The sequence below is a fragment of the Paraburkholderia sp. NPDC080076 genome (assembly GCF_050281145.1).
Classification (GTDB): Bacteria; Pseudomonadota; Gammaproteobacteria; order Burkholderiales; family Burkholderiaceae; genus Paraburkholderia.
Genome location: NZ_JBNNWQ010000007.1, coordinates 343,233 through 363,439, shown reverse-complemented (window position 1 = coordinate 363,439; position 20,207 = coordinate 343,233). Strand labels below are relative to the sequence as shown.

The window sequence follows — 20,207 nt, the reverse complement described above, 5'->3', positions numbered from 1 at the left end:
TCTCCCCGCGGGGGCGAAGACCAGATACGACGTGCCGACAAGCGCACCCGAAGCGAGCCGGAGGAAGGTATTAACACCTGGGCCTTCCAGAAAGGATCGGCCTCTATTAGTCGCTGAACAGACCCTTTGCGACCTGAAACGCCGCGTCCCGAAGCGGAGCGCGGGTACACTGGATGGATGACGCCATGCTCCCACCAGGTGAGTGCTGTCATCGTCGCTCCAGGCGTAGCATCGAACCAGTCCACGACATCTATTGCGCATGTTAAACGACCTCTGGTACAAAAACGCGATCGTCTACTGCCTGTCGGTGGGCACCTACATGGATGCGAATGGCGACGGCGTCGGCGATTTTCAGGGTTTGATGCGCCGGCTCGATTACCTGCAGGGCCTCGGCATCACGACGCTCTGGCTGATGCCGTTCCAGCCTTCGCCGGGCCGCGACAACGGCTACGACATTTCCGACTACTACAACGTCGATCCCCGCTATGGCACCCTCGGCGACTTTGCCGAGTTCACGCACGCGTGCCGGCAACGCGGTCTGCGGGTAATGATCGATCTGGTAGTGAACCACACGTCCGATCAGCACGCGTGGTTTCAGAGCGCGCGCCGCGACCCGGAGTCACGGTACCGCGCCTGGTACGTGTGGTCGAAGAAGAAGCCCGCGAACGCAACAGACGGCATTGTGTTCCCCGGCGTGCAGAAATCCACATGGACTTACGACAAGGAAGCAGCCCTTTGGTATTTCCACCGCTTCTACGACTTCCAGCCCGACCTGAACACGGCGAACCCGCACGTTCAGGCGGAACTGCTGAAGATCATGGGCTTCTGGATCCAGCTCGGGGTATCAGGTTTCCGTATGGACGCCGTGCCCTTCGTGATCGCGACCAAAGGCCCACAGGTGCGGCAGCCCGTCGAGCAATACGACATGTTGCGGACCTTCCGCGAGTTCCTCCAATGGCGTAAGGGCGACGCGATCATCCTCGCCGAAGCAAACGTTCTGCCCGACACCGACATGCAGTATTTCGGCGACGAGGGCGAGCGTCTGCAGATGATGTTCAACTTTCAGGTCAATCAAGCCACGTTCTATACGATGGCGAGCGCAGACACTGCACCGCTCAGGAAGGCGCTTCGCGCAACAAAACCGCGCCCGGCGACAGCGCAATGGGGCGTGTTCCTGCGCAATCACGACGAACTCGACCTGGGACGTCTCACGCCGGAGCAGCGCGAGACCGTATTCGCCGCATTCGGGTCGGCGCCTGACATGCAACTCTATGACCGCGGCATTCGCCGAAGGCTCACGCCAATGCTCAACGGGGACCGGCGCCGCCTCGAACTCGCGTATAGCGTGATGCTCACGTCACCGGGCACGCCGGTCTTTCGTTACGGCGATGAGATCGGCATGGGTGACGATCTACGCCTGCCGGAGCGTGAATGCGCGCGCACGCCGATGCAGTGGTCGACCGAGCCGCACGGCGGTTTCACGAAGCATCCAAAGCCGACCGCGCGGGTCATTTCAGGCGGGCCATACGGCTTTGAACGCGTGAACGTCGCGAGCCAGCGCCGCGATCCAGATTCGCTGCTGAACTGGATGGAACGCCTGATCCGCATGCGCCGCGAAGTGCCGGAGATCAGCTGGGGAGACTTCTCGATCTTGCGGATATCGCGTAAGGATGTGCTCGGCTTACGCTACGACTGGCGCAATAATTCGGTGGTGTGTCTGCATAACTTTAGCGCGACCGCGTGCACGGTCAGTTTCAAAACCGGGACCGGCGATCCAGGCGACGCGCGGCTCGTCAACCTGCTCTCCGACGAACACAGTCAGGCCGATGTAACCGGACGGCACACGGTGGTGCTCGAGCCCTATGGCTATCGCTGGTATCGCGTGGGAGGTCTCGACTATCTGCTCAAACGCAGCGAGGTCTAGCAGGCGGCTTCGTGTTCCCCGGGCGCTTGGAGTAGGATGGTCATGTACACCTAACCACTAGGAAGGGGGACATGACTACCTGTCAGCAATGTGGTGGCCAAGGAAAAATCAAGTGCGAAAAATGTGGCGGGACGGGAAAAGTGCAGATAACTGAAATCGAGACTGTTTCAGACATGTCTCACACGTCCAACACCATCACGTGCCCAAAATGCGGCGGAGGGCGGTGGCAGCTCTGCACACGATGTTACGGTTCCGGGGAAGTCCATGATAGCGAGACCTCCGATATTTTCGACCCCGAAGGCAGAGATACCTAACTTCCTCAGGAGAACAGGAGCGCTGGCAAGGGGCGGAGGAAAGGACCCCAGCCGGCGCTTTACCGTGACCAAAGTCCGGCGCGACCTGGAGTGGGCGTGGTCCGGCGCCGGCCTGCTAGCCGGTGCGAAAGACCGGATGAAGTTCTTGATTGAAGGGATTAGCGGAGTTGCAGATTCCACCGCCGCGAGCAAAGCGAAAGCCGTCGCGACAAAACCCGCGACAAAAAAGATGGCCGCAGTGAAGAATGCTTCTCATCGGGCGCTTCTCACCCAGAGGGCGGCGCGGCCTTGATGCCTCGGCCGGATTCGCATCCTCTGCGGCACCGAGCGTCGGCCTGGACGAGGCATTCGCTCGAGCATATCCGCGAGGTGAAGCAGCAATCCCGGCTGTCAAATAGGTCGCCCGTCGCACCTATCCTCACTCGTTGCGTACCTGAAAATGTTCCGTATCGGCGCTCCACCTCGTTCCGGCGCACCTTTATGCCGACGCGTCTTCGTCGACCAATGGGTCATCGTCCTCTGACTGCAAGACCGGAGCAGCGCTGTCGGGCACTGGCGGACCAGACGACTGCGACGTGCCTCCTGGTCGGTCATCTCTATCATCATCGCGGCCCGTCTCACGTGTCTGTGTCTTTCGACGATTCGTCATGGTTTCCTCCGTGAAGGAGTCAGCGACCCGCTGTATTGGGTCTTGCCGGCGCGGCTAGCTGGCAGGCGGCGGCCGCTTCGTATGCCGCCTGTCGAGGACAGAACTGTTAAATGTCAGTCACGTCTCCTTTGCTAGCAGCGCGGGTAGCAGACCAGTACGGGTCCCGGTTGTAGTACTGATGGACCGTGGCGCCCCATTGTGCGTCCGCCATGGACGGCCAGTGGTCCTTGTCGAAACCGGGCTCGTTCTTGATTTGTTCGGCCGTTATGTCGACGAAGAAGCACTTTTCGTCGGTGTCCAGCGTCAACGCGCTCCACGGAATGGCGTGCAGCGTGCTGCCCATACCTAGAAAGCCGCCCTCTGCGAGAACAGCGTATGCGACGCGGCCGCCGCGCACGTCGAGCATGATGTCTGATATTTTTCCAATATGTTCTCCATCAGACGACATCACCTTGGTGCCATCCAGGGTTGAGGCGGCCATTACATCTGGCCCCGGCCCATCGCCGATTCCGCCGCCAACTATGTTCGCACCTGGGCCACCGGTCTGGGACTGCGTTTGGGGGTCAAGGATTGTCATGGCCTACTCCTGAAAAGGTGGATGTCTCGGGACGCGCAACGCGCATGCCACGACGACCGTTGTTCGCGCCTCGCATGCGGTGCATGCGACGGCTGCCTGCTGGCTCGTGCCGAGGCTGTCCAAGTCCAAGGTTCAGCGGGGCTTAACCCGGTCGGCAAATATGGGATATGCCATCCGCCCGTCGTCCGTGGACAATCTCTTCTCGCCAGCGCACTTCCGTTCTGTAGACGAGATGTCGTCCGCCTTGAAAAAACCGACAGCAGCGGAACCTCCTGCTGTGCGGCGAAGCGGCTTCCGCGTGTCAGCGCGCGGGTCGTGCGGTGTTCGCAATAGTTCCTGGGGGACGGCGAACGGCGAAGGCTGAAATCGAGGTACCTTTGCGAGGGCCAACAGCGGCACGGGAATTGCGCGATTCAACGCAGCGAGGGTTGCGCCGACCCGGGTCGCAACTGGTCGCTTTGCACACAAGGGAGACCATCATGCGAGTAGCTACGAAAGCTTTGCTGCTATCGGCATTCGTCTTGAGCTTGTCTGGCACCGCCTATGCGCAGGGTGCGGGCACAACTGGTGGTGGGGGCGCTGGTGCAGGCCAGGGTGGCGCCGGAATGGGCACGCCGAATGCAACCGGAACGACGGAGTCACCGTCTGGCGCATCCGGCGCAAACACGATGGGGAAGTCGGGCGACATGTCGCAAAAGCAGATGAAGCCCAAGACGCAGAAGAAGGGTGGAATGGACGCACCTGCTTCCGAGGGTGGCGGCATGAAAAAGACCTACTGACGGCGGTGCTGCTGCAGAAGCGTCCCGCGTAAATTGCAAGGTCAAGGTCTGGAGCGTTATGCGGTAGCGTGACGCAACCGGATAGCATCCGGCACGTCGCGGGTCGGTCCGTAGTGACCACGGAAGGGCGCGCCGCCGCTGCGCCGCCGAGCGGCTCGTCGGCAAGAGTTATTGCTCCGCCGGGCGGTCGACGGCGCGGTTCTTTTTCTTCAGCGTCCGTTTTCCATCACTTGGGCAGCCGGCTCTTAGGTTCAGTTCCGTTTTCGCCCGCAGTCTCTTCTTCGTCTATCTGGGCCTTGGCCTGCTCCCAATATTCGTCGGCGCGTCCCTCGACGCTACCGTCTTTTTCCCAGAGTTCATAGGCCCGCACACGAATCTGTTCTTCCCGCGAAACGTTGTCCATTTCAATCTCTCCAGTAGATTATTCAAGAATGCTACGCATGTTGTCGCTCCGCCTCCTGGACCACTCGCGAAGATTTGGAGACGACCGGCCGCTCGCTGGTCTCGCGAACATCGCCACAATCTCCTTCAGGTCGACGGGGGCGCCGGACGGTCGACCGAGCGACGCCCAACAGGAAGCATGTTCCTTGCGCACAACCGAACGCCAGCCGTCAGGCGTCAACGGGCAGGACTGTTGGTACGTGTGCCCCCACTTCCGCGTGCGGCGCGTACTGCGGCGTCGCTGGACGAGCCGCCTCCTTCCTCGTAAAGGGGTTGATGGCGAAAGCCGAGACTGCCGGACCCCAGAGCGATGATTGCGCCCACGACAAGCGCGGCGAACGAAAACCACGTCGCGCGAGCGACGGCACGGGCAGCGGTATCTGCCGCCTGGCGTGCGTTCTGCTCGGCTTGCGGGCTCGACGCTACCGATGCTGCGGACGCGACCACGCTCTGAACCTGTTGTCTGACCGAGTCGACCACCGGGTTGCCGCCGGGCGCCTGGCCCTGCGCGGCGCCTACAGTCGCGCCCGCCGTGGCGACGTTGCCGGCAACGCTGACAGCCCCCCCGACGAGGGACGCCATGCCGTACACGACGAAAAGAATCATGACTGCCCACGCGAGCACGCCGTGCAGCCATCCGAGGACAGGTGCGCATCGACCAGCGAGATACGAACCGGTGAAGACCGCAACGACCGTCGTGACAATCATCCAGACGCCTGAGCCAAAACCGAATGCGCGCATCGGGTCGGGCTGCGATAGCGGAGACAGGAGTGTTGCGCCGATGGCTGTCCCGAGCACGCTGAGGACGAGATAGACAATGAGTGACAGGATTACGCCGGCGAAAATGGCACCCCATGACACGCGAGGCAGGCCGGTTTGAGTGGCAAGAATCTGCATGATGGCGTCTCCCAGGTTGAAGGCTGTTCAAACGCGGTCTCAACAACTAAGAAATCCGAAGCTTCGACCGCGCAATAGCCACGCAACAGGCGTTCCCGGGAGACTTGGACAGGACAAACGGTGTCACGGTCCGGGTCCCCGTAGGCGCACATCGTAAGTGGATTGCGCGACGGTTTTGGCGGCATTGGGGGCTGGGTGCTGGGCGCTCGGCTTGCACCTTTGAGGCGGGATAATCAGCTCGTATCATGACGGTGTCTGGTGCGGCTATTTTGCTCGCCATGTTGAGCGTTCTCTCTTTTTCGCACCTGCAGTTTTGGCTAAAGGCGACCAGTATTTCAACATTGAGCAGGTCCCGTCGCAACATCGAAGCCGGGCACACTGTCGCATGGTGTGCCCGCATCACCGATGAAGGTGCGACTCTGCAACGGCTGCGTGCGTTAACACGGTTCGCCGTAGTCGCTCGGTTAGCCAGGCACCTCCCATCACGGCGTCGCAAAACTGGCCGTCGTGAATCGAATTACGATTCCTGGCTGCGGCAGACCTTCCGGTGGGGTGAGAAGCGCCAGTGGCCGGCCGCGTCCTTCACTGCGAGCGCGCCATAGTCGTAAAGCACCTCGCAAGCGGTAGCGGGTCTCAGGCCAGTTATGTCCTCAATAATAAGAAGCGTACGCGAGGCTGTGTCCACGCCCACGGGAGCCGCAGTGTCGGCGCTGAGGCCAAAATCTTCCGTCTCCGGGTTGTATCGGTTCGCGCCTGCGCACGGACGCTCGCCATGCGCGGCATACTCCGCGGACTCGTGGAGGCGCCAATCCAGCTCTGGCGTGTTGACAGGACCAGGCGGCGCCGGGGCGCCTTTTCCTGCCTCGTATAAATGTCCACGGTCCAGGCTTAACCCCAATGCCTGCAGCGCGCGAAGCGCCTCGTCGCCGTCATGATATGAGCCGAACAGCGCAACGATGACTTGTGGCATGCGGTTCCTCCATACGTCATCAGCTGTTATGTACTCTAGCGCGCAAGGGCTATACCCGGTCGGGCAAGCGCGCAAGCGGCGTGACTAGCAGTTCGTTGCACCGTCTTCGCCCATATCGCCGCGTGCGTGAACGCCTTACGGGGCCGGTGTGGCATTGGCGCGTTGTGTCAGAGACCTCACGCCGCCACAGGAGTGATACCAGTTACGCTAGAAGACGGGACAAGGTGAATCGTGACTCGCGTTGCAATTCGCATGTATCGGCCATCTGGGCTTTGTAGCGCGTGTCCAACTAGAGAAGGGACGCGCGAGGCGATGCCACCCCGGGTAAACATTGCCTGGCGTGGGCATCGTGCATGCGCATCTGAGAGATAGCGACCTCAGCAAGGACGGCAACGTTGTAGGGCGGCATTGAGCGACGTCTGCCATGACGCACAGCAGTCGCTGACTGTTTGCTGCCATGAAAAACTGGAGATGGGTTGGAACTGGCGCACGGACGCACGTGGAGACAGCGCTATGGCAACGGTTCTGCTTGTAGATGATGACGTGGGGATGCTCGGTTCACTTGGCATTCTGATAGCTGCAGAGGGACACCTCGTTCGCACCGCGACCAATGGTGGCGATGCGCTGCGCCTCGCTCTGGAAAGTCGGCCTGATATCGTGGTCACAGACTGCGCAATGCCGGGGATGGATGGAATTGCACTGGCGCGAAAGCTGCAGCAATACCCTGAACTCGCGTCAGTACCCGTCATCCTCACATCGGACGCGCGAAGACGACCTCCCATCAAGGTGTCCGGCTTTCTCCGTAAGCCTCTTCCGGTGACCGTACTATTGCGTCACCTGCACCGGCTCGCCCGGCGTGCATCGAGGCGTGGCGCAAGTGCGTACGGGAAACCCTCGGTCAATGGGTGATTAAGTGTCTTCGCGTCCGCCGCAATGCGAGTATGCGCAAGGCGCGCTCCGTAGCCGTAGACTTTTCGGAGTCCGGCACGCTGCCTCTTATCTGAGGAATTGTCATGCCCGGCAATCATCTCGCCAGCAGATTTGACGCTGACCTGGGTCTCGCTTTAATCTAGTCTTCTCGAGATGGGCGGGCAAAGCCAAAAAACGAACCGGGGGAGGCCCGCATGTTGACTTCTCTCATGCGTAACCAGTGCGAAACCCGTAGGGCCGGTACGCCCCGTGTTCTGGTCGTCGAGACTATCGCGGCGTTGCTATTGCGACTGCGACGTATCTCTCACTGGATGGCATGGAAGCCCGCGTTGCTGGGGGATTTGGCGACGCTCCGGAAATAATCAAGAACTGGTTTCCGGACGTAGTTTCTCCTGGACATCTGGATACCTCAGCGCGACGGTTTCGAAACCGCAGAGGCAATCAAGCATTCTGCTCCGGCTCCTGGTCTTTCATCTTGGCCTACACATGCGCGGCTGAACGTCGCCAGCAACCTCCCGTAGCATTCCTTCTGCTTTCGTCGTTTCCATTTTGTCTGCTCCTCGAGTGAGTGCGATCAGGCCGCACGGACAAATGCGCCGGCATGAAAGTCGAGAACCACGCCGCTATGTAATGCGCTGGTTCGGCAGCGGGACGGCGTGCCAGATGCTGCGCAAAAGTCGGGCCCAACCTGATAGTTCGCTGACGCACGCACTGGCAAGGCCGTCGCTCCAGAGTGAGCTTCCTATCGCAATTTCGTCGGAAGTAACACAAATGCTGGTCCCGTCGTTCAGCGGATCTAATATGAAAGCACCCCACTGCAAAGCGCGTAGCAGGGTCTGCCTCGTGCAGGCCGCATCAGGGTGGAACTTCCAAATGGATGCGACTTTCCGGTGAAGACTTGCGCAAATGAGCGTCTCTGTGACGCCCCACGGGCCGCGTACCGCACTTCAGATTTCGTCGAGCCCTCGACGGGCGTAAGACACGGGGTGGCGTTCGCTCTGCTCATGATGCCTGCCCTTGAGCCCAGTCGCGCCGATCATCACATCAGAGCGGTGAGGATTCGCCAGAGCCCGTCCGCCTTCCTGGAAGAAGCCTTCGGCGTGTCAGCAGCGATTTGTCGAGTTAACGCGCGCGCACCGACGGATGCGTGCACCTGGCGATGGAGACGAAAATGGAAGTCCTCTTTAAAAGCTTCGCAGCTGCAGCGCTGATGTCGATCTTTGCGGCGACTGGATCTGCGCAGAATACAGGCGCGGCCCGCGAGGCGGGAGCGAGTGGTGGAGGGGCGCCCCGCTCGGGGGCGGGGATGCGAGGCGCTAGCGTCGCGGAGGCGCCTCAGAGTGACGATCGACCGCGCGTGCCTGGCGCAATTCGCGCGCCCCATTCTGGGTCGGCGGCCTCCGGACGACGCGAGACGGCGCCTGATAACCGCGGGGCGAGCGTGCCGACTGATCAAGGGGTGACGCGCGGTGGACCTGAGAATCCGAGCGGACTGAAGAAGCCTGATTGACTTGCCAGTGTGTTCAGGAACGCGTCTGGGCTCCGATCGTGAGGCGATTGACGAACAGTTCAGGAGCAGATCAGAAACGGATCAGTCGGCGGCCGCGAACTATGCGCGCGCGCGCGCCGTTGGAAGGCCCCCCATCTGCTGGACGATAGGCCATTATCCATCTGAGGGTGGCTTGAAGTCGAACGCTTCCCGACAGGAAGCAACGGATCACAGACCTTCAGGAAAACAGACACGAGGCGAAGGAAAACGCAGCTGAAGCCTTTGACCTGCGAACACAGCTAAGGCAATGCCGCGGCTGCCCCGTTCACCCTGAGCCGCCAGACTATCGATTTCTCGCTCGTTCGCAGTTCATCATTTTTTCTTCCGTGGTCGAATGTTTCCGACGTGGGCGCGTGTCGAGCGTCCTCTTCCTCAACGGAGATATGCGGGCCTTGCGCTCCAGGACGGATTCCATTAAGGGCGGACATTGGAAGGGCGAATTAGGTATGAAACATAAATCCAAGCTGGTTCGTCCACCCGCACTGCTCACGCACTCAAGGAGCGAACATCAACCAGAACATGGCGAGCGTGGCAGCGCCCATGGCTATCTTCGCGGCCCAGCGGGCGATGCAATGGCGCACTGGAATAATGAACTTGCCCATGATCCTTGGATTCACCGCCGTGAACATGATCAGCCCCATGACCGGGACGGAAACCACGTCGTTGATCACAGCGCTCCAGTAAAGCGCCTTGATAGGATCGATCCTTGTAAAGCCGATCACAAGACCGACTAGCGTCGATAGGGCGATGACGCCGTAGAAAGGTTTTACCAGTTGTGTTTCAGGGCGAGGCTGTTTCGCCAGTTAAACGCACCCCGCCATTGCATAGGCGCCAGACCCGCGAGTACTGGCAATGCGAGCAGGCCCGTGCCGGTGATTCCCAGGCTGAACAGAGTGAAAGCGAAGTTTGCCAGCGATGGGTTTCAGGGCAACAGCGGGCTGTCACACGGCACCGCCGAAAGCCACCAACCGGACGCGCGGCCCCGCCTGTCAGCAACCGATGCTGAGCGTTGTCTCCGCTGATCCTGAATCGTCTCTTGGCCGCAGCACTTCGCCCGACCCCTGCAACTCACTGTGGCCGACGATATCGTCCGGGCCCAGACTTCGACCGCACGCCGGGCAGCCGGGCTTCATTTTTGCGATGAGTCCGTCACCTCCGTCGTACGTCCCGGCATGGGTCAGGTTACGCAGCCGCGTCCGGTACCGGTGGTCGGAAAAATCGCCGATGTCCAGGCTTTCGATGAGGGCTCCGCGATGTCCATGGGCATTCGACATAAGTGAAAATGCGGGTTTCCATGATGGCCTCGCGCCGGTTCGCAATGAGCGCAGCATGAATCGGGCCACGAACCTTTTTCCAGGTCCACGTGTGCCAATTGGAGTCGCAGGTTTCTTTCCCCACAAAGTGATCAGTTCAAAATCGGTCGGCCGGATGTGCTTGCGCCCGAATGTGCTCTTAAGTTTTCCTTCAGGAACTTTGGGTACGTTTGCTCTGCGTCAAGAGAAAATACTGAGCGTCGCTGACGCTCACTCATAACGAATGCCATCGGAATCAATCGGTACGATGCGACAAACTTCCTCAGCCTTCCGGCATGTATCTTTCGTAATCCTTTCTTTGTACTCGGTGCAAATACCTGCGAAAAGCGAAAGCGGATTCAGCGCGATTCTGTCGACCGAAATCGTCAATCCTACGCAAAACGTATCGTTTTGCCATGCTTCGACGATTGCCTACAGAGACGGAAATCTGGTAGCCGCATGGTTAGCAGGCAGCAAAGAGGCAGCGAACGATGTTGGCGTCTGGGTAGCGATCTTCTCCGGCAATCACTGGGCAGATCCTGTTCGCGTCGCGGGTGACCGCTCGCGTGACGGTGGAGTGCTGACGACAATTAATCCGGTGCTATTTTCTCCCCAAAAAGGCCCTATGATGTTGTTCTACAGCCGGGGGAAATTGCCGGCAGATTGGCATCCTCTGCGCATGACTTCACTTGACGGCGGTAGGACATGGTCAAAGCCGGTCGCACTGGGCTTAGGCGTATCAGGCCCGGCGAAAGACAAGCCCGTCGAACTGTCAAATGGAATCGTGATATCTGGAAGCAGCACCGAGAATGATGGTTGGAAAGTTCACTTCGAGCTTTCCAATGATGGAGGCAATTCGTGGGAAGTTGTGGCCCCGGCGGTCGGGCCGCGGCCTGTCCAGGCGATCCAGCCTGCAATCCTTGATCACGGCCACGGACGGTTGCAGGCGCTCGTTCGGACGAAAAGCGGTTTTATATTCAGCACCAGATCGAGCGATTGGGGGAAGACATGGAGCGCTCTCTCACCGATCAGTATTCCGAATCCAAATTCCGGCCTGGACGCGTTGACCCTGTCTGACGGACGCGACCTGGTTGTCACGAATCCGCTACCTTACGTCGAAGGCGGTTGGGACCGACATAGGCTGTCTATTTTTGTTTCGGTCGACCATCAGACCTATCGCAACGTATTGGACCTTGAGAATACCGTGAATCAGGAGTTCTCATACCCCGCGATTATCCAGTCACCAGACGGCATGATTCATGTCACGTATACGTGGAAAAAGACCCACATAAAGCATGTCGTGCTTGATCCTAAAAGGCTTCGCATGTCCCATCGCACAGTACAAGTTACGACCGATCACTAATCGTGAATCCCGATCACCGAACTGTCGTCGGGTTGTTTCTACATTACTGCCAACACCGTTGCGAGAATAACATTGCTCGCATTTGCTATCACAGGTTGGGAAAGTGTTTGATTTCGCACGGAATCGATCGTCGGCCAGCTCGTTTGCTTCAATCCGTTTCCGTCGCGTCCTCGCGGCTTCTTTGGCGACATCGACCGGACGGCTTTTCCCGCCGCTTACTTCGCCAGCGATCCGGGTGTCTGGACGCACGGCGATCTGATCTCGTTCTCGCCGGACGGCGGCGTCCGGATGCACGGTCGCTCCGACGGCGTACTGAATGTGCGCGGCATCAATGTCGGTCATCCGCGACGCGCTGGTCGTCGAGCAGTGAGTAGGAGATACGTCCAGCAATCAATCAATGTTCGACGACTTCGAGTCGCGCGTTGTGTTGCTGCTGGTGCTGACCGACGGCGCCGTGTTGAACGGTTTGCTCGCCGCCCGCGCGCGTGCCTGACCGCATCATCGCAGTCGATGCTTTGCCTGCAACTCACAACGGAAAGCTTTCCGAGGTCGCTGCGCGCAACCCAGTCAATGACCTGCCGATCGGCAATACGGCGGCGTTGCGCAATCCCGAGTGCATCGAGGCGATCCGGCGTCATCCGGCGCTGAATCTGGCCACGCGTGAAGTGCCGCCGGTGGGGGGGGGGGCCGCGAGCAACTCGAGGCGTATCTGCAGACGCAATGGGTTGCGTTTCAGCAAAGCACGCACGCTCGGATGTCCGTTGATTTTGCTAACGCGTTCGTTGTGTCCGCTAATTCGGCTACTGCGGTTGTGCAGTATGGCGCTTTGTGCGTCACTGCTGCGGCCTTCAGCATCCCCTTGTGTGGATGTTGGTCTGCGCGGCGTCGTCCTGCGCTTGGTCAGTCGTGTCGGGCAGTGAGTTCGTGATGCGGTAGAAAAGCCGCGCTAGCAGCGTTAGTGGACACGATTAGCGCGCCAAGGACATCATTAGCGGAATTTACGAACTTCAACAGAAGGCGCGACGCCGACGTTGTCGGGAGTATCGGCGCGGTCAGTCAGGAACATGAGTTGCAAAATGTCGCCGCCGGTCAGATCAGCGCCACCAGCACGGACGCAGTGAACGGCACGCAGCTTTTCCCGATTGCTTCGCAGTGGCAGAAATAGAAGTGTCCGGCGACACGATCAACGAAGCGGTTTCTGTTCACTAGTTGGCCTGCCATTTTTTTATGCGCGTTGCTATACGACAATTGACTGAAAAATGGAGAAAAAGGTACAGATTTCCTTAAAGATATGTAAGGAAATCCCGCCCATTTTTTTGAGTGGGAAACGCATGAACGGAACCTAATTGTTAAATTCTGCAATGTCCAGATATCGTAAAGATTTTTTGTAGACAAATTAAAAGACCTATGAGAAAGTTCCCCGCGAGCACTTAACTTTCTTTCCATTACAGGATCTGCTAATGGGAGAAGCGGCATTCGATGCGAATAACCCGGCGGCCTGCGTCTCACATTGCTCAAGGTGTTGCGAGAAAGAAAAACGGCGCGTGCCGGCTGGCGAAAGACTATTTGTCATGCCATGAGCCGAGAGAACGTTGCAACAGGCTACTGAGGGGCAGTAACGATGAGTATCCCAGTCGGGACAGAGCCGCGCACTGGCGCGGCGAAGACGCACCAGTCTGGCCGGCAAGTGGCGCTCCGCCACGCGATCACCTTTTCTGTGCGTCTGCCCTTCGGACCTTCATAACCCAGACATTCGTCAAACGTCTCAGCGGCCAGCGCCCCAAAAACTGGTTATCTGACCGACCCTCATTATTTAATTAGTCATGCGAATCGGATCGTGAGCATGGGTATTCGCTCGCGCGCAGAATTCGTGATTCACCGAGGGCGGAAGCAACTTGCCGCAGCTCCAACGCTAAAGCAACGCGCGTCGCAGTGAGACGTTTTAAACACCATAGATAGTTATCCTGAATAAGTGGGATGCATGCACACGCCCGTGCTTATGAACTTCGCATTTCAATTACCTGGTGAGGCAAGGACATGAACAAAGCATATCGGACCATCTGGAACAAGGCGCTAGGCGCCTTCGTTGCCGCGTCGGAGCTGGACGCGTCGCGCGGCAAGGGAAAGTCAGCAGCGGCTGCCTCCGTATGCGACGGACGCAGCGGCGAACCTGGTGAACATGGTGCTTCGGTGCTGCACGGTTCCAGCCCGCGTGTCGTCACCGTACTGCTGTTAATGGGTCTGGGGGGATGGGCCGCGCAGGCGCAGGCGCAGGTGAGCTGCTCGGCGGCGCCCTTCAACTTCTATAGTGGCAGCACCACCTGCGTGGGCTTTCAGTCGACCGCGTCTGGAGGCGGAGCCACTGCGGTAGGTTCTCTCGCCAGCAGTACGGGCATTAATGCCCTGTCCTTCGGCTTTCAGGCCATTGCCAATGGTATCAACGCCATTTACGTGGGCGCGCGCACGGCTCCGGGTACCGGCGCGACCGCGGAGTCGGCAATCGGCATCGGTACGGATGTCGCCGCCAGCGGGTCCGCGGCCATCGGGATTGGCGTTGACGCTGTTTCGAGCGGCAACCTATCGACTGCCGTCGGCCCCTCGGCGAAAGCAACCGGAGACAACAGCGTTGCAATGGGTTCGAGCGCCAACGCTGCCGCGTCGGGCGTGGTCGCATTGGGCAGCGGAGCCACAGGCTCCCAGACCAATGGTGTAGCCGTTGGCTCGGGAGCCAGCGCCACTGGTGCGAACGCCCTTTATCTGGGCGCGCGCACCGCGGCGGGCACCGGTTCGACCGGAACGGCCTCCATCGCCATCGGCACTGACGTTACCTCTAACGCTGATTATGCTGCTGCGATTGGCTTCCAGGCCGTGGCAAGCGGACCCGCAGCCGTCGGAGTGGGCTATACCGCTGCAGCCTCCGGGACGCATGCCGTCGCCGTCGGCTTTCAGTCCGTCGCAAGCGGCCTCAACGCCGTTTATCTTGGGCCGCGTTCTGTCGCAGGCACGGGCGCAACGGCGGCGGGTGCGATTGGCGTTGGCACGGATGTGACCGCGTCCGGTCCCTCTTCACTGGCCGCCGGCACAGTGTCTAAAGCCACGGCACAGAATGCCGTGGCTTTGGGGGCAGGCGCCGCCGCTACAGGGCTCAACTCGCTCGGCATGATGAATGGCTCGAAAGCGAGCGGTGCTAATGCAATAGCGTTGGGTTCGTCCGATTCCGTCGCGGAAGGCGGCGCGTCTGCCCCGGCGACGGTGGCGGGCGCCGCGGCGTCGGGCATTCGCGCGATTGCGATCGGCTCCGGCGCGAGTTCGGCTGGCTCCTCATCCATCGCGATCGGCGACTCAGCTCTGACGGGCGCCAACACCGATGCCCTCGCCATGGGTACCTCCGCGACGGCAAACGCGACCAATGCTTCTGCCATCGGCAATGCCGCAAGTGCGCTCGCTGCGTCCACGGTTGCGATCGGCGACGGCAGCACCGTCGCCGCAGCAGCTGGCGCGGGTTCGTTCGCCGGCGGCCATAACTCCCAGGTACTCGGCGGGACGGGCGCAGTAGCGCTCGGTCAGGCGCAGACCGCCAGCGGCAACGGCGCGGTCGCGATTGGCGATCCCAATACCGCGACTGGCAATGGTGCGGTCGCCGTGGGCGCGAACAACGCCGCCACGGGCGATGGCGCGGTAGCGCAGGGCAACGGCAATACCGCCAATGGCCAGGGCGCGGTCGCACTGGGCAACGCGAGCAATGCGAACGGCGCGAGCGCGCTGGCGTTCGGCGATTCGGCGGTGGCCAAGCAGACCCATGCGATCGCGCTGGGTGCCGGCGCGTCCGCCAGCAACGCGAACGACGTCGCGCTGGGTGCGGGCAGCACAACCGCAGCGTCACATACGGGCACTACGGCGCTATACGGCGGCACGGCGGCCGGCATCGCGAGCGCGGCCAATGGCGTGGTGTCGGTCGGCTCCGCTGGGAAGGAGCGGCAACTGCAGAACGTGGCAGCCGGCGTGATTTCGGCCGCCAGCACCGACGCCATCAACGGCTCGCAGCTGAATACGGTTGTCGCCGGTATCAATAATCTCGGCACGTCGACAGCGGGCACCCTGGGCGGCGGCGCCAGCTATAGCGCGGCGACCGGCAATCTCACCGGCTTTAGCCAGCCGGTCAACACCGTTAGCACTACCGGGGCGGTAAGCGGACCCACCGCGCAGACGACGGTTGCCGGTGCCTTGACCGCGCTGAATACGAATATCGACAACACCGCCAACATTGCGGTCAAGTACGACGCGGCGGGCGGTACCAGGATCACGCTTGGTGCGACCGGCGGGGCGGGGGCCGGATCTCCGGTGACCATCACCAACATGGCGCCGGCCGCATTGAACGCGACGAGCACGGACGCGGTGAACGGGTCCCAGCTGTTCGCCACCAACCAGCAGGTGTCGACCAATACCACAGCGATTTCCAACATTAACAATGGCGGCGGGATCAAATATTTTCACACCAATTCGGTGCTGCCGGACAGTGTGCCCACCGGCACCGACGCGATCGCGGTGGGACCGGCCGCCAACGCGTTCGGTAACGATTCGATCGCCCAGGGTCTGAATGCGGTGGCCGGCGTGAACGGCGCACCGACGACGGCCAACGACATTGCATTGGGCAACGGGGCTCAAGCCACGGGTGGCGATTCGATCGCCCAGGGTACCGGAGCAACCGCGAACACGGCCGGCGCCATAGCGATCGGTCAGACGGCAACCGCCACCGGCGGCAAGGCCGTGTCGATCGGCGTGGGCAATACGGCCAGCGGTAACGGCGCGGTCGCCATCGGCGATCCGAACTCAGCGGTCGGGACCGGCGCGATAACCATGGGCGCGAACAATACGTCCAACGGCCAGGGCGCGGTGGCGCTCGGCAATGCGAATGCAGCGACCGGCCAGGGCGCCGTCGCGCTGGGCAACGCATCGCAAGCGAACAATGCCGGTTCGGTCGCGTTCGGCGACGCTGCAACGGTGTCGGCCGCGGCGACGCAAGGCCTTGCGATCGGCTCCGGCGCCACGGTCACCAACGCCGGCGCGGTGGCCCTGGGTGCGGGAAGCACGACTGCCGCCGCGGTGGGGACGCCAGGCGCGACGATCAATGGGACCGCGTACGCGTTTGCCGGCACCACGCCGGCGAGCACGGTCAGCGTCGGCAAAGTGGGCGCCGAACGCACCGTGACGAATGTTGCCGCGGGCCGGTTGAGCTCGACCAGTACCGACGCGGTGAACGGCTCGCAGTTGTACGCGACCGATCAGGCCGTCGACGCGCTGTCCACGACGGTAACCGCCAACAAGACGCACTACTACAGCGTCAACGACGGCGGCACACAGGGTGCCAACTACGCCGACGACGGCGCCACCGGTGTGAACGCGCTGGCTGCGGGTGTCGGCGCCCAGGCTTCGGGGCTGAGCAGCATGGCGCTGGGCAACGGTGCCCAGGCGCTGGCGAACAACGCACTGGCATTCGGACTGCAGGCGAGTGCCTCGATCGTCGGCGGCGTGGCGATCGGGTCGGGATCGGTTTCAGATCGCACGGTTCTGCCCGCGGCGGGATCGATCGCCAACGGCTCCCACGCGATTCCGTTCAATACGTCCGATGAGACCTTGCTGGGTGCGGTATCCGTCGGCAGTAGCACGGCCTACCGTCAGTTGACCAATGTGGCCGACGGCACGCAGGCGCAAGACGCAGTCACCGTCAGGCAACTGGCGGGCGCATTGTCGTCGTTTTCGGTGACGGGCACGAACTATTTCCACGCGAATTCGACGGCGGCCGATTCGCTGGCCGTGGGCGCGGAGTCAATCGCGGTCGGACCGACGACCGTTGTCAACGGCGACAGCGGCGTCGGTGTCGGCAACGGGGCGGTGGTCGATGCAACGGCGCCGGGCGGTGTCGCGATCGGCCAGCAATCGCATTCGGCCGCGGCCGACGCAATGGCGCTCGGCAGCGGCGCGGTCGCGAGCGGTGCGCAGTCGATTGCGCAGGGCGCCAACGCGAATGCCGCTAACCAGGGCGGCGTGGCGGTGGGCTCAGGCGCGCAGAGTAGCGCCACGGACGCCGTAGCGCTCGGCGCCGGGGCCAGCTCGACGTTCGCCAATAGCGTGGCGCTGGGCAGCGCATCGACAACCGCCGCGGCGGTGGCGACGCCGGGTGTCACGATCAACGGCACAGCCTACACGTACGCCGGGACTGCGCCGACGAGCACGGTGAGCGTGGGCAGCGCAGGCAACGAGCGCACGGTGACCAACGTGGCGGCAGGCCGGGTGAGCGCGACCAGCACCGACGCAGTGAATGGCTCGCAGCTGTATGCAACCGATCAGGCAGTCAGCAGTCTGTCCACGACGGTAACCGCCAACAAGACGCACTACTACAGCGTCAACGACGGCGGTACTCAGAGTGCCAACTACGCCGACGATGGCGCCACCGGCACCAACGCGCTTGCGGCGGGTGTGGCCGCCACCGCGGCCGGCGCCAACAGCACGGCCCTGGGTCAGGGCGCGGTGGCCAATAACGCCGATGCCGTTGCGCTGGGCAGCGGGTCGACCACGGCTGCGGCAGTGGCAACGACCGGCGACACGATCAACGGCACGGCCTACACCTACGCGGGTGCCGCCCCGACGAGCACGGTCAGCGTGGGCAGCGCCGGTAACGAGCGCACGGTGACCAACGTGGCGGCAGGCCGGGTGAGCGCGACAAGCACCGACGCGGTGAACGGTTCGCAGCTGTACGCGACGGATCAGGCGGTGGACAGCCTCGCCAGCGTAGTGACCGCCAGCAAGACGCACTACTACAGCGTGAACGATGGCGGCACACAGGGCGGCAACTACAACAACGACGGCGCCACCGGCGTCAATGCGCTGGCGGCGGGCGTGGGGGCAACGGCCGCCGGCGTGAGCAGCTTTGCTGGCGGCAACGGCGCTGCCGCGCAGGCGGACAACGCGCTTGCGCTGGGTGCCCTGTCGAGCGCAACGGTGGCCGGCGGAGTCGCGATCGGCTCGGGATCCGTGTCCGATCGCGCGGTCCTGTCCGGGATCGGTTCAATTGCGAATGGCACCCATGCGATTCCTTTCAACACGTCGGATCAAACCTTGCTCGGCGCAGTGTCTTTCGGCAGCGCGGCCGGCAACACCTATCGCCAGTTGACCAACGTCGCGGACGGCACGCAGGCACAGGATGCGGTCACCATCAGGCAGCTTGCGGGCGCGCTATCGTCGTTCGCCGTTACCGGACAGATGTACTTTCACGCGAATTCGACGGCGGCGGATTCGCTCGCGGTCGGCGCGCAGTCGATTGCGGTCGGACCGACCACCGTGGTCAACGGTGACAACGGTGTGGGCATCGGCAACGGCGCCGTCGTCGATGCCACGGCACCGGGCGGCGTCGCGATTGGCGAGAGCTCGAACGCGGCACAGGCCGATGCGATCGCGCTCGGCAGCGGCGCCATCGCCAGTGGCGCCCAGTCGATCGCACAAGGGGCGAACGCAAAGGCTGCGAATGCAGGCGGCATTGCTATCGGTTCGGGGGCGCAAAGCAGCGCCATCGATGCGGTCGCGATGGGCTCAGGCGCGAGCGCGTCGATGGCAAACAGCGTTGCGCTAGGCGCGGGTTCGGTGACGACGGTTGGCGCGTTGAGCAACTACATCGCATACGGGTTGAGCAGTCCGCAGTCGTCCGCGGGTGAGGTCAATATCGGTAATCGGCAGATCACCGGCGTGGCAGCCGGCAAGGCCGGAACCGACGCGGTGAACGTCTCGCAACTGGACGCGGTGTCAACCCAGTTGACCACGCTGATCAACCAACGGACCACGAACAGCGGCGGCAGCTTCTCGTCCTCGCCCGGCACGCCGACGCCACCGGCGTCCACGGGATCGAATTCGTCGGCGGGCGGGCAAGGCGCATCGGCATCCGGGTCGAATAGCACGGCGGTCGGCAACAGTTCGCAAGCCAGCGCGACGGGCGCGACCGCAGTGGGGGTCGGCGCGGCCGCGAGCGGGAATAACTCGGTGGCGCTCGGGGCTGGTAGCACGGACGGAGGCCGCAGCAACGTGGTATCCGTTGGCTCGCTTGCCGATACGCGGCAGGTGGCGAATGTGGCTGCGGGAACCCAGGGGACGGACGCAGTCAACGTGGACCAGCTCAATGCCGGGCTCGCGCAGGCCAATTCCTATACCGATCAACGGGTGGATCAGCTGCAATCGGGCATCAACTCCGTCGCGCGCAATGCCTATTCCGGCATCGCCGCAGCGACCGCATTGACGATGATTCCGGAGGTCGACAAGGACAAGACCTTGTCGTTTGGCATCGGCACGGCGGGCTTTCGTGGCTATCAGGCCGTCGCGCTGGGGGGGACCGCCCGTGTCACCGAAAACATCAAGATGAAGGCAGGCGTCGGCATGAGCCCCGGCGGCACTACCTTCGGCATGGGTGCGGCCATGCAATGGTAGGGCGCAGACGCCTTCGCTCAAGTGCGGACAACATGATCGTGCTCAGAACC

Annotated in this window: 11 protein-coding genes and 1 pseudogene; 7 read left to right on the top strand and 5 right to left on the bottom strand. The window is 61.9% G+C overall.

Annotated features, from left to right (window positions below; translation table 11 throughout):
• Window positions 1–259 precede the first annotated feature (259 nt).
• Both ACQKRQ_RS27430 and ACQKRQ_RS27425 read left to right on the top strand, forming a co-directional pair.
• The gene (locus ACQKRQ_RS27430) at window positions 260–1,924 is read left to right on the top strand and encodes an alpha-amylase family protein (protein WP_427480786.1); all 1,665 of its coding nucleotides are present in this window, start codon (window positions 260–262) and stop codon (window positions 1,922–1,924) included.
• A 378-nt stretch (window positions 1,925–2,302) separates the two neighbouring features.
• A complete protein-coding gene (locus ACQKRQ_RS27425; protein ID WP_427480785.1) occupies window positions 2,303–2,530 on the top strand; it encodes a hypothetical protein in 228 nt (75 codons plus the stop codon).
• Between the two features lie 463 nt (window positions 2,531–2,993).
• Here the strand turns inward: ACQKRQ_RS27425 and ACQKRQ_RS27420 are convergent, their stop codons facing one another.
• Window positions 2,994–3,464: a PRC-barrel domain-containing protein gene (locus tag ACQKRQ_RS27420; protein ID WP_427480783.1), complete on the bottom strand. Its 471-nt coding sequence runs from the start codon at window positions 3,462–3,464 to the stop codon at window positions 2,994–2,996.
• A 479-nt stretch (window positions 3,465–3,943) separates the two neighbouring features.
• On the opposite strand from ACQKRQ_RS27420, the gene ACQKRQ_RS27415 reads away from it, so the two are divergent.
• On the top strand, window positions 3,944–4,243 hold the full coding sequence (locus ACQKRQ_RS27415; protein WP_427480782.1) for a hypothetical protein: 300 nt from the start codon (window positions 3,944–3,946) through the stop codon (window positions 4,241–4,243).
• 226 nt (window positions 4,244–4,469) lie between these two features.
• On the opposite strand, the gene ACQKRQ_RS27410 is transcribed toward ACQKRQ_RS27415, so the two are convergent.
• From ACQKRQ_RS27410 to ACQKRQ_RS27400, 3 genes are all read right to left on the bottom strand, one after another.
• Window positions 4,470–4,646, bottom strand: a complete 177-nt coding sequence (locus tag ACQKRQ_RS27410) for a DUF2934 domain-containing protein (protein ID WP_427480780.1) — start codon at window positions 4,644–4,646, stop codon at window positions 4,470–4,472.
• A gap of 215 nt (window positions 4,647–4,861) precedes the next feature.
• On the bottom strand, window positions 4,862–5,581 hold the full coding sequence (locus ACQKRQ_RS27405; RefSeq protein ID WP_132380501.1) for a hypothetical protein: 720 nt from the start codon (window positions 5,579–5,581) through the stop codon (window positions 4,862–4,864).
• A 517-nt stretch (window positions 5,582–6,098) separates the two neighbouring features.
• On the bottom strand, window positions 6,099–6,551 hold the full coding sequence (locus ACQKRQ_RS27400) for a hypothetical protein (RefSeq protein ID WP_427480778.1): 453 nt from the start codon (window positions 6,549–6,551) through the stop codon (window positions 6,099–6,101).
• Between the two features lie 513 nt (window positions 6,552–7,064).
• On the opposite strand from ACQKRQ_RS27400, the gene ACQKRQ_RS27395 reads away from it, so the two are divergent.
• The gene (locus tag ACQKRQ_RS27395) at window positions 7,065–7,460 is read left to right on the top strand and encodes a response regulator (RefSeq protein WP_427480776.1); all 396 of its coding nucleotides are present in this window, start codon (window positions 7,065–7,067) and stop codon (window positions 7,458–7,460) included.
• A gap of 2,064 nt (window positions 7,461–9,524) precedes the next feature.
• Here ACQKRQ_RS27395 and ACQKRQ_RS27390 read toward each other — a convergent pair.
• On the bottom strand, window positions 9,525–9,701 hold the full coding sequence (locus tag ACQKRQ_RS27390; RefSeq protein WP_427480775.1) for a hypothetical protein: 177 nt from the start codon (window positions 9,699–9,701) through the stop codon (window positions 9,525–9,527).
• Between the two features lie 889 nt (window positions 9,702–10,590).
• Between ACQKRQ_RS27390 and ACQKRQ_RS27385 the strand changes: the two genes are divergently transcribed.
• The 3 genes and pseudogenes from ACQKRQ_RS27385 (at window position 10,591) to ACQKRQ_RS27375 (ending at window position 20,157) form a co-directional block, all read left to right on the top strand.
• Window positions 10,591–11,685, top strand: a complete 1,095-nt coding sequence (locus tag ACQKRQ_RS27385; RefSeq protein WP_427480773.1) for a sialidase family protein — start codon at window positions 10,591–10,593, stop codon at window positions 11,683–11,685.
• Between the two features lie 1,033 nt (window positions 11,686–12,718).
• Window positions 12,719–12,838, top strand: a pseudogene (locus tag ACQKRQ_RS27380) (hypothetical protein); the annotation flags it as partial.
• Between the two features lie 884 nt (window positions 12,839–13,722).
• The gene (locus ACQKRQ_RS27375; RefSeq protein ID WP_427480771.1) at window positions 13,723–20,157 is read left to right on the top strand and encodes an ESPR-type extended signal peptide-containing protein; all 6,435 of its coding nucleotides are present in this window, start codon (window positions 13,723–13,725) and stop codon (window positions 20,155–20,157) included.
• The last annotated feature ends 50 nt before the right edge of the window (window positions 20,158–20,207 follow it).

Excerpts from the sequence above, each read along its gene's own strand:
- ACQKRQ_RS27430 (WP_427480786.1), top strand. The coding sequence starts at position 260 with ATGTTAAACGACCTCTGGTACAAAAACGCGATCGTCTACTGCCTGTCG.
- ACQKRQ_RS27420 (WP_427480783.1), bottom strand. The coding sequence starts at position 3,464 with ATGACAATCCTTGACCCCCAAACGCAGTCCCAGACCGGTGGCCCAGGT.
- ACQKRQ_RS27415 (WP_427480782.1), top strand. The coding sequence starts at position 3,944 with ATGCGAGTAGCTACGAAAGCTTTGCTGCTATCGGCATTCGTCTTGAGC.
- ACQKRQ_RS27410 (WP_427480780.1), bottom strand. The coding sequence starts at position 4,646 with ATGGACAACGTTTCGCGGGAAGAACAGATTCGTGTGCGGGCCTATGAA.
- ACQKRQ_RS27405 (WP_132380501.1), bottom strand. The coding sequence starts at position 5,581 with ATGCAGATTCTTGCCACTCAAACCGGCCTGCCTCGCGTGTCATGGGGT.
- ACQKRQ_RS27400 (WP_427480778.1), bottom strand. The coding sequence starts at position 6,551 with ATGCCACAAGTCATCGTTGCGCTGTTCGGCTCATATCATGACGGCGAC.
- ACQKRQ_RS27395 (WP_427480776.1), top strand. The coding sequence starts at position 7,065 with ATGGCAACGGTTCTGCTTGTAGATGATGACGTGGGGATGCTCGGTTCA.
- ACQKRQ_RS27385 (WP_427480773.1), top strand. The coding sequence starts at position 10,591 with ATGCGACAAACTTCCTCAGCCTTCCGGCATGTATCTTTCGTAATCCTT.
- ACQKRQ_RS27375 (WP_427480771.1), top strand. The coding sequence starts at position 13,723 with ATGAACAAAGCATATCGGACCATCTGGAACAAGGCGCTAGGCGCCTTC.